The 1,079-nt window shown below is 72.2% G+C and carries 1 protein-coding gene; it reads left to right on the forward strand.

The window, feature by feature from the left end:
* A partial coding sequence (locus MJD61_14415; GenBank protein MCG8556464.1) for an HNH endonuclease occupies positions 1 to 639 on the forward strand: 639 nt, incomplete at its 5' end.
* Between the last annotated feature and the right edge of the window lie 440 nt (positions 640 to 1,079).

A 1,079-nucleotide genomic window follows, 5' to 3' on the forward strand; every position in this document is an offset into this window, starting at 1 on the left:
GAAGGCGCGGTCGCGCTGGCGGAGGAACATCTCCGCGGAAACGCGGAGGCGAAATCGCCGGTGGAAGTCACCGTGCACATGGACGCCGATACCCTCGCCGGTCACGCCGACGACGATACCGCGCTTTCCGCGGAAACCTGCCGGCGCCTGTGCTGCGACGCTGGGCTGGTTCCGGTGTTGGAAGATGCCGATGGGACCACGCTGGATGTCGGCCGACGCACCCGGTCGATTCCCGCGGCGATTCGGCGCGCGCTGGCGATTCGGGACGGCGGCTGTCGGTTCCCGGGCTGCACGCACACCCGGTTCGTCGACGGTCACCACGTAGAGCACTGGCTGAGCGGTGGCGAAACCGCGCTGTCCAACCTCGTGTCCCTGTGCCACTACCACCACAAGCACGTCCACGAGCTCGGCTTCGACGTGCGCGCCGAGGACGGCGGCGAGTTTGCCTTCTTCACACCGGACGGCCAGCGCATCGAGCCCACCGGCGACCGCGGTCGGCCCGCGGTCACGCTCGGCAATAGCACCGGGCACAAGGTGCCCAAGCCCGGCTGGGACGGCACGCCGCCGGACTACCACGCCATCGTCGACATGCTGTGGCGCGCCGACAACCCGCCGCCTCACCGGGCGCACGCGAAGTAATCGCCCAGCCCGCGCCCGAACCAGCCCGCCGTCAAGGGCGCACGCCCCGCCACCGGTGCGCCAGCCGCGCCAACGCGCCCACGCCGCGCCCACCCGGGACACGCGGCGCGAAGCGCCGCATGGCTGAAATCGCGCAAGCGGAAGCGGTCGCGGCCGAGCTGCCGCCACCTCCGGCGATGGCACGTGCGCGGCAGCGTATCGCTCGTGCGTCGGGGTCTGCGGCCACGGCGGCCGAGCGGCGAGGCCGGCATGCGATCCCCTTGGACGTCCCGTCATAGCAGATGCCCCGCGCTGAGGTGGGCGAGCGAGCAGGCGATCGGGCCCGGGGCCACCTCCCGGGGCTCGCGCAACGGGCGACGAAACCAACCGTGCAGGCGATTGGGCCCGGGGCGGCCTCCCGAGGCTCGCGCAACGGGCGACGAAACCAATCGTGCAGGCGA

It is taken from the genome of Pseudomonadota bacterium, assembly GCA_022361155.1.
Lineage (GTDB): Bacteria > Myxococcota_A > Polyangia > Polyangiales > JAKSBK01 > JAKSBK01.